This is a genomic window from uncultured Psychrosphaera sp., assembly GCF_947500655.1.
Taxonomy (GTDB): Bacteria; Pseudomonadota; Gammaproteobacteria; order Enterobacterales; family Alteromonadaceae; genus Psychrosphaera.
Genome location: NZ_CANMSK010000022.1, coordinates 63,505 through 70,087 on the forward strand (window position 1 = coordinate 63,505; position 6,583 = coordinate 70,087).

Here is a 6,583-nt window from a genome sequence, read left to right on the forward strand (position 1 = left end):
TCTACATTTTTACAAATGCAAAAAGAAATGGGTCGCGCATTATATAGACAATAGCAACCCATTTCAATGATAATTTTACTTGTTGTTTTATTTATCTTTTTCTATTTGACCAAACTCTAATTCAACAGGTGTTGAACGACCAAATATTAGAACAGAAACTTTTACGCGACTCTTCTCATAATCCACTTCTTCAACAACACCGTTGAAATCTGCAAATGGACCGTCAGTAACACGAACAACTTCGCCTGGTTCAAATAATGTTTTAGGCTTAGGCTTATCAACATTCTCTTCAAGACGATTAAGAATAGCACTTACTTCTTTATTAGTAATAGGAGCTGGTCTGTCTGACGTTCCGCCGATGAACCCTAAAACACGTGGTGTATTTTTAACTAAATGCCATGCTTCTTCGTTCATAGCCATTTCAACTAAAACATAACCAGGGAAGAATTTACGCTCTGAACGTCTTTTTTGTCCAGCACGCATTTCTACAACTTCTTCAGTTGGAACAAGTACACGGCCAAATAGATCTTCCATTTGTTCGATTTTAATGTGTTCAGCTAATGCTTTTTGAACTCTAGCTTCATAGCCTGAGTAAGCTTGAACAACATACCAGCGTAATTTTTCGCCAGTAGAAGTTTCAGTTCTGTAGACAACTTTCTCAGCTACAGCTTCTTCTTCATTTAATTCTGGATTTTCATTCAATTCGTTATCAGACATTTTAAATTCCTACACCTGTTAAGAAAGTAACTAAAGCTCTTAAGCCCATATCGATAAAGTATAACAATACAGCGATAATTGCTGTTGCTATAAAGATGATGAAAGTAGTCTGTGTCGCTTCTTGGCGTGTAGGCCAAACAACCTTGCGAACTTCAGTTCTAGACTCTTTAGCAAAGTTTAAAAATGTTCTACCTTTAAACGTTGTAGCAGCAAAGAAACCTGCAACTATAACAGCACCAACAATACCTAATGCACGTATTAATACTGACTCTTGCTCAAATACAATATTTATCGCAACAGCACCTGCTAACAACGCAATTGCTATAACCCATTTTACTAAATCCAGTCCTTTATTTGACTGTACAATGTTGGCACTCATTTTTTACACCTTACTACACAAAAAAAAATTATTTATTGTTCTTAAACGAGAACAATCTTGTAATAAAAACACTCTCGTTTAAAAACAATAAACTTACGTTTACCTAACCCCACTTAAAACTACTAACTAAACTACTAACTAAACTACCAGCTAAACTAATAGTTACACCACTTTTGTGAATCATAAAGCTAAAGGGAATCATAAAAGAGGGCGCGCTATTATACTAACTCAAGTCGGAACTACAAGTTGAAAGATAAATTAATTTCAATAGTTAATATTACAAAAACGACAGGCAATAAAAAAGGTCACCTAAGTGACCTTTTTTCAATTAAGACTTACTCTTAATTAAGCTATTACTGATGCTACAACACCAGCGCCAACTGTACGTCCGCCTTCACGAATAGCGAAACGTAAACCTTCGTCCATCGCGATAGGAGCTATTAACTCTACTACCATCTTGATGTTATCACCAGGCATTACCATTTCTACGCCTTCAGGAAGCTCTACAGCACCTGTTACGTCAGTTGTACGGAAGTAGAACTGTGGACGGTAACCTTTGAAGAATGGAGTGTGACGTCCGCCTTCTTCTTTAGATAACACGTAAACTTCTGATTCAAATTTAGTATGAGGCTGGATTGAACCAGGCTTCGCTAATACTTGACCACGTTCAACTTCTTCACGTTTTGTACCACGTAATAATGCACCAATGTTCTCACCTGCACGACCTTCGTCAAGCAACTTACGGAACATTTCTACACCTGTACAAGTGGTTGTTTGAGTTTCTTTAATACCAATGATCTCTACTGTATCACCAGTGTTAACGATACCTTGCTCAACACGACCTGTTACTACTGTACCACGACCTGAAATTGAGAATACGTCTTCGATAGGCATAATGAATGGCTTATCGATATCACGCTTAGGCTCTGGAATATAAGTATCTAGAGCTTCTGCAAGTTCAATGATTTTTGCTTCCCAATCTGCTTCGCCTTCTAACGCTTTAAGCGCAGAACCTTGGATTAATGGTAAATCATCACCAGGGAAGTCATATTCAGAAAGAAGTTCACGAACTTCCATTTCTACTAATTCGATTAGCTCTTCATCATCAACCATGTCACATTTGTTCATGAATACGATGATGTAAGGTACGCCAACCTGACGAGAAAGTAGGATGTGCTCACGAGTTTGAGGCATAGGGCCGTCAGTCGCTGCTACTACTAAGATAGCTCCGTCCATTTGCGCAGCACCAGTGATCATGTTTTTAACATAATCCGCGTGACCTGGGCAATCTACGTGTGCGTAGTGACGAGATGGAGTGTCATACTCGATGTGAGAAGTATTAATTGTAATACCACGTTCGCGCTCTTCAGGAGCGTTATCGATTTGTGCGAAATCTCTTGATTCGCCACCGTATGTTTTACTTAATACTGCAGAAATTGCTGCTGTTAAAGTAGTTTTACCGTGGTCAACGTGACCGATTGTGCCAACATTTACATGTGGTTTAGTACGTTCAAACTTTTCTCTTGCCATTGTATTGACCTTTATACGTTGAGTTAACAAATCGCTTTAGATGATAAAGCGTGATATATAAAAAATTGATTTTTTGATGCAAGAATTGAGAAGAGGATGGTGCTGATAGGCAGATTTGAACTGCCGACCTCACCCTTACCAAGGGTGCGCTCTACCGACTGAGCTATATCAGCAAAAGTTTGGAGCGGACGGCGGGAATCGAACCCGCGTTATTAGCTTGGAAGGCTAGAGTAATACCATTATACGACGTCCGCTTTGATTCAACTTCTCGATCAAAGCATAGAAGGTCGCGAGCCGACCTTTTTTTATTAAGACGATAAATCTTAATAAAAGAATAAATGGTGGAGGGAGATGGATTCGAACCATCGAAGGCTGAGCCGTCAGATTTACAGTCTGATCCCTTTGGCCACTCGGGAACCCCTCCACGTTGTACCTTACTTGGCCCTGTAAATAAATTTACATAAGTAAGATTTGATGGTGCCGGCTGCCGGAGTCGAACTGGCGACCTACTGATTACAAGTCAGTTGCTCTACCAACTGAGCTAAGCCGGCACTGCATCAAGTGGGGCGCATTCTATGGTATGGATTTTAAATTGGCAATAGTAAAAGCTATTTTTTTTTATATTTATTGATTGTTTGCATAGGAAATAACCAGATAATACTAAATATTAGTTTTTTATGATTATTTTCCACACTAATATCAAATAAACTGCTTTAGACCAATAAATACAAGTTCGCCATTAACATCGCATTTTAATGATAAATGCTTCTCCAATATCTGTGCATCCCCACCTGTTAAAATAATATTTAACGATGATCTCCTCTGCGGAGCTAATTTGTTAGCAAATTGAACCGCTTTCTCTATCATCGCAACTAACGCAAATAAGCTGCCATGAAATAATGCCGAAGGTGTATCTGTGCCAAATGTTTCAGAGGTAATTGAATTATTTGAAAAAACACCTGGAGCTTTATCAATAATACTGCTTTGCATTAACGATAGACCAGGTGCAATCCAGCCACCTTTATGATGATCATTTATACAAACATCAATTGTGATAGCAGTTCCAGCATCAACAACAATAAGAATATTTTCTGAATACGTATCCCTCGCAGCTATCAATGCTAACCACCTATCGACACCTAAATTTTCAACAATTTGATAACCACAAACTAAATTATTAAAGTTAGGACTAACGCTAACTTTATGTAAGACAACATTATTATCATTACAGGCAGTTAAAATACTCTGAAGCTCTAATGAGTCGTTTACAGAGCCGTAAACAAGCTTATCTACACTGTCAATTAATTGATAAAATTTAGCAATGGTTAGCTGTACAATCTCGCCAAGTTCATCCACATAGGCTAATTTCATATTGGTATTGCCAGCATCAAGTAAGACAACCATTAGCTTACAACTTTCTTTTTTCTAAGACTTACTTCACCACCAAATATTTTTGATGTTACTTTTGAAGTCAGATCTTCTAATAACAAAGCGCCGCTAGTATCAATACCTAAACATTTACCTACTTGTACTTTTGATGTACTTGTTAGCTCAACTATTTGATTTAGGAAAGCATTATTTTTATTCCACAGTTTAAATAAGTTATTCAATCTATTAAGTTTATATTCTTGGTAAGTATCTTCTAGTTGTTCAAGCAGTTTAGCGATAAACTCATTTCTATCGACTAAACTGTCGGTAATCGTATTCAAGTCGGTCCAAGGTTGGTCTATATCTGACGCAACTGCAGCAGGCATATCAACATTAATACCTACTCCTATGACTAAGTGACAAATTCCATCAGCCTGTCCTTCAGCTTCAACTAAAATTCCAGCTATTTTCTTACCATCTACAAGAAGATCGTTTGGCCATTTTAATTGGCATTTTTTGTTTGAAAATAAATTTATAGTGTTTAGTACTGCAATACCAATAGCTAAACTAAGCCCAGAAGCTGCAGATAAGCCATTATCCATCGTTCGGTACTGAGATAAATAAACATGTGTGCCAAACGGACTTTGCCAAGTTCGACCTCTACGCCCTTTGCCTTTTGTTTGGCATTCGGCTAATACTGTATGACCATCAACCAAAGTATTCTCTGACTTGATCAAACCCATTAAATATTCGTTGGTTGAAGGAATAACAGGAAAAAGTTCTAACTCATTACTAACTGAACAATTGTGTTTTATTTGTTTAAGATCGAGTAATGATAAACCTCCAGCTAATTGATATCCCTTCCCTGTAATTGAAAAGATATCTAAACCTATCTTGGACAAACTTTTTATATGTTCTGAAACGGCTGCTCTTGATATTCCTAACTGCTGCCCAATAACTTCACCGGAATGAAATTCACCGTCGGATAATACTTGTACTATTTTATGTTTATTATCCATAAACATTCTGATCTATCTCACTAAACTTAACTTCTCCATGCTTACCAACAAATCGAACTTCAGGCTCCAGCGTTATTCCAAACTTATCGTAGACCTTCATCATAACGTGGCTAGCAAGTTCAATTAATTCACTGCCGTTTGCATTACCTGTTTTATTCGTTAAAACAAGAGCTTGCATATCGTGCACTGCAACATTACCAAGACGGAAACCTTTTAAACCAGCATGTTCAATTAGCCAACCAGCTGCAATTTTTTTACTATTTTGACTGTATTCATAATTAGGAATATCAGTGTATTCAGCAATCAGTTTTGTCGCTTTTTCATTACTCACAATTGGGTTTTTGAAGAAGCTGCCAGCATTACCAACAATTTTAGGGTCTGGTAATTTTAGTGTTCTAACTTCACAGACTTTGTTATAAATTTCTCTGGCAGTAGGATTTTCTAAACTATTTAACGGAGCGTAAGCTAATTGAGGTTGCCAGTGCTTTGCGAATGAAAAATTTACTTTAGTTATAAACACGTTATCTTTTAATTCATGTTTAAAAACACTATCTCTATAACTAAAATTGCATGATTGATTATCTAATACTGATGCTTTTCCGGTTTTTAAATCAACATATTCAACACTAGCTATAAATTTTTTTACCTCGACGCCATAAGCCCCAATATTCTGGATAGGACATGCTCCTACGGTTCCAGGGATCAAAGCTAAATTTTCTAAGCCATTAATATTATTGGATAAACACCAAAGAACAAATTCATTCCAGTTATTGCCTGAACCAACGGATACATTATAAAAATCGCTATTTTCCGTTAGCTCTATCCCAACTAATTTGTTTAAGATTAACGTACCCATGTAATCATCTATAAAAATAGTATTACTACCTTCACCAATGACAATAAACTCACCGTTATTAGTAAGTTCCTGCATATTAGCAAGATCGGTAATTGAATTTATCTCAGCTAAATGTTTTACATCGCTGGATAAATGGAATGAATGTAGAGACTTAGTAGAAAACAAAGGCAAATGTCTATAATTTTAAAGTATAAGAAAGTGTATCTCAGATGAGTAAACAATTCATCACATTTGAATCCAACAGGGGAAAAACCTAATACTTGATTAGTTAGAAGGTAAATCATAGATACAGAGTTTACTAACAAACAAATAATTCATCGAAGGTGACTAAAAGGTTTTTATTGAGCGATAGAGACCAAAGTTCATTTGAAAGCATCTAGTCTTACGTTCAGATCTCACCACATGTGGGCTAGATGAATAATATTGATATCGGCGAATAGCAACTGCATAAAGTTGCTTTGCTTGTGCTCGTGGCTCGAATCTGCTTTATTTAGCAACTCTAGGGAGTACGTTTAAAATCCAGACGTAAAAAAACGCGCAGACCGTATGGTCAGCGCGTTTAGTATTAGGAGTCTGGCGGTGAGCTACTCTCGCATGGCGACTGCCACACTACCATCGCCGCAACTGCGTTTCACTTCTGAGTTCGAAATGGATTCAGGTGGGACCACAGCGCTATTGCCACCAGACAAAAGCGTTATTGCGTATTTAACAATG

The 6,583-nt window shown here is 37.1% G+C and carries 6 protein-coding genes, 4 tRNA genes and 1 rRNA gene; all 11 read right to left on the reverse strand.

Annotation, left to right across the window (positions count from 1 at the left end; all coding sequences use genetic code 11):
* Positions 1-87: 87 nt before the first annotated feature.
* The 11 genes from nusG to rrf all read right to left on the reverse strand — a co-directional run bounded on the left by nusG (position 88) and on the right by rrf (position 6,555).
* Complete coding sequence (gene nusG / locus Q0940_RS15515) at positions 88-717, reverse strand: transcription termination/antitermination protein NusG (RefSeq protein WP_299270558.1); 630 nt, start codon at positions 715-717, stop codon at positions 88-90.
* 1 nt (position 718) lies between these two features.
* Positions 719-1,096 (reverse strand): preprotein translocase subunit SecE, encoded by a 378-nt coding sequence (secE, locus tag Q0940_RS15520; RefSeq protein WP_299270560.1) that lies wholly within the window; start codon positions 1,094-1,096, stop codon positions 719-721.
* A gap of 345 nt (positions 1,097-1,441) precedes the next feature.
* Positions 1,442-2,626 (reverse strand): elongation factor Tu, encoded by a 1,185-nt coding sequence (gene tuf / locus Q0940_RS15525; protein ID WP_299270537.1) that lies wholly within the window; start codon positions 2,624-2,626, stop codon positions 1,442-1,444.
* Between the two features lie 97 nt (positions 2,627-2,723).
* Positions 2,724-2,799, reverse strand: a tRNA-Thr gene (locus Q0940_RS15530).
* A 7-nt stretch (positions 2,800-2,806) separates the two neighbouring features.
* A tRNA-Gly gene (locus Q0940_RS15535) sits at positions 2,807-2,880 on the reverse strand.
* Between the two features lie 85 nt (positions 2,881-2,965).
* Positions 2,966-3,050 (reverse strand) — tRNA-Tyr (locus Q0940_RS15540).
* A gap of 51 nt (positions 3,051-3,101) precedes the next feature.
* Positions 3,102-3,177 (reverse strand) — tRNA-Thr (locus Q0940_RS15545).
* A gap of 148 nt (positions 3,178-3,325) precedes the next feature.
* Complete coding sequence (locus Q0940_RS15550) at positions 3,326-4,030, reverse strand: type III pantothenate kinase (protein WP_299270562.1); 705 nt, start codon at positions 4,028-4,030, stop codon at positions 3,326-3,328.
* On the reverse strand, positions 4,030-5,013 hold the full coding sequence (gene birA / locus Q0940_RS15555; protein ID WP_299270564.1) for a bifunctional biotin--[acetyl-CoA-carboxylase] ligase/biotin operon repressor BirA: 984 nt from the start codon (positions 5,011-5,013) through the stop codon (positions 4,030-4,032). Before birA ends, Q0940_RS15550 begins: the two co-directional genes overlap by 1 nt.
* Positions 5,006-6,034 (reverse strand): UDP-N-acetylmuramate dehydrogenase, encoded by a 1,029-nt coding sequence (gene murB / locus Q0940_RS15560; RefSeq protein WP_299270567.1) that lies wholly within the window; start codon positions 6,032-6,034, stop codon positions 5,006-5,008. Before murB ends, birA begins: the two co-directional genes overlap by 8 nt.
* Positions 6,035-6,440: 406 nt before the next feature.
* Positions 6,441-6,555, reverse strand: a 5S ribosomal RNA gene (rrf, locus tag Q0940_RS15565).
* Between the last annotated feature and the right edge of the window lie 28 nt (positions 6,556-6,583).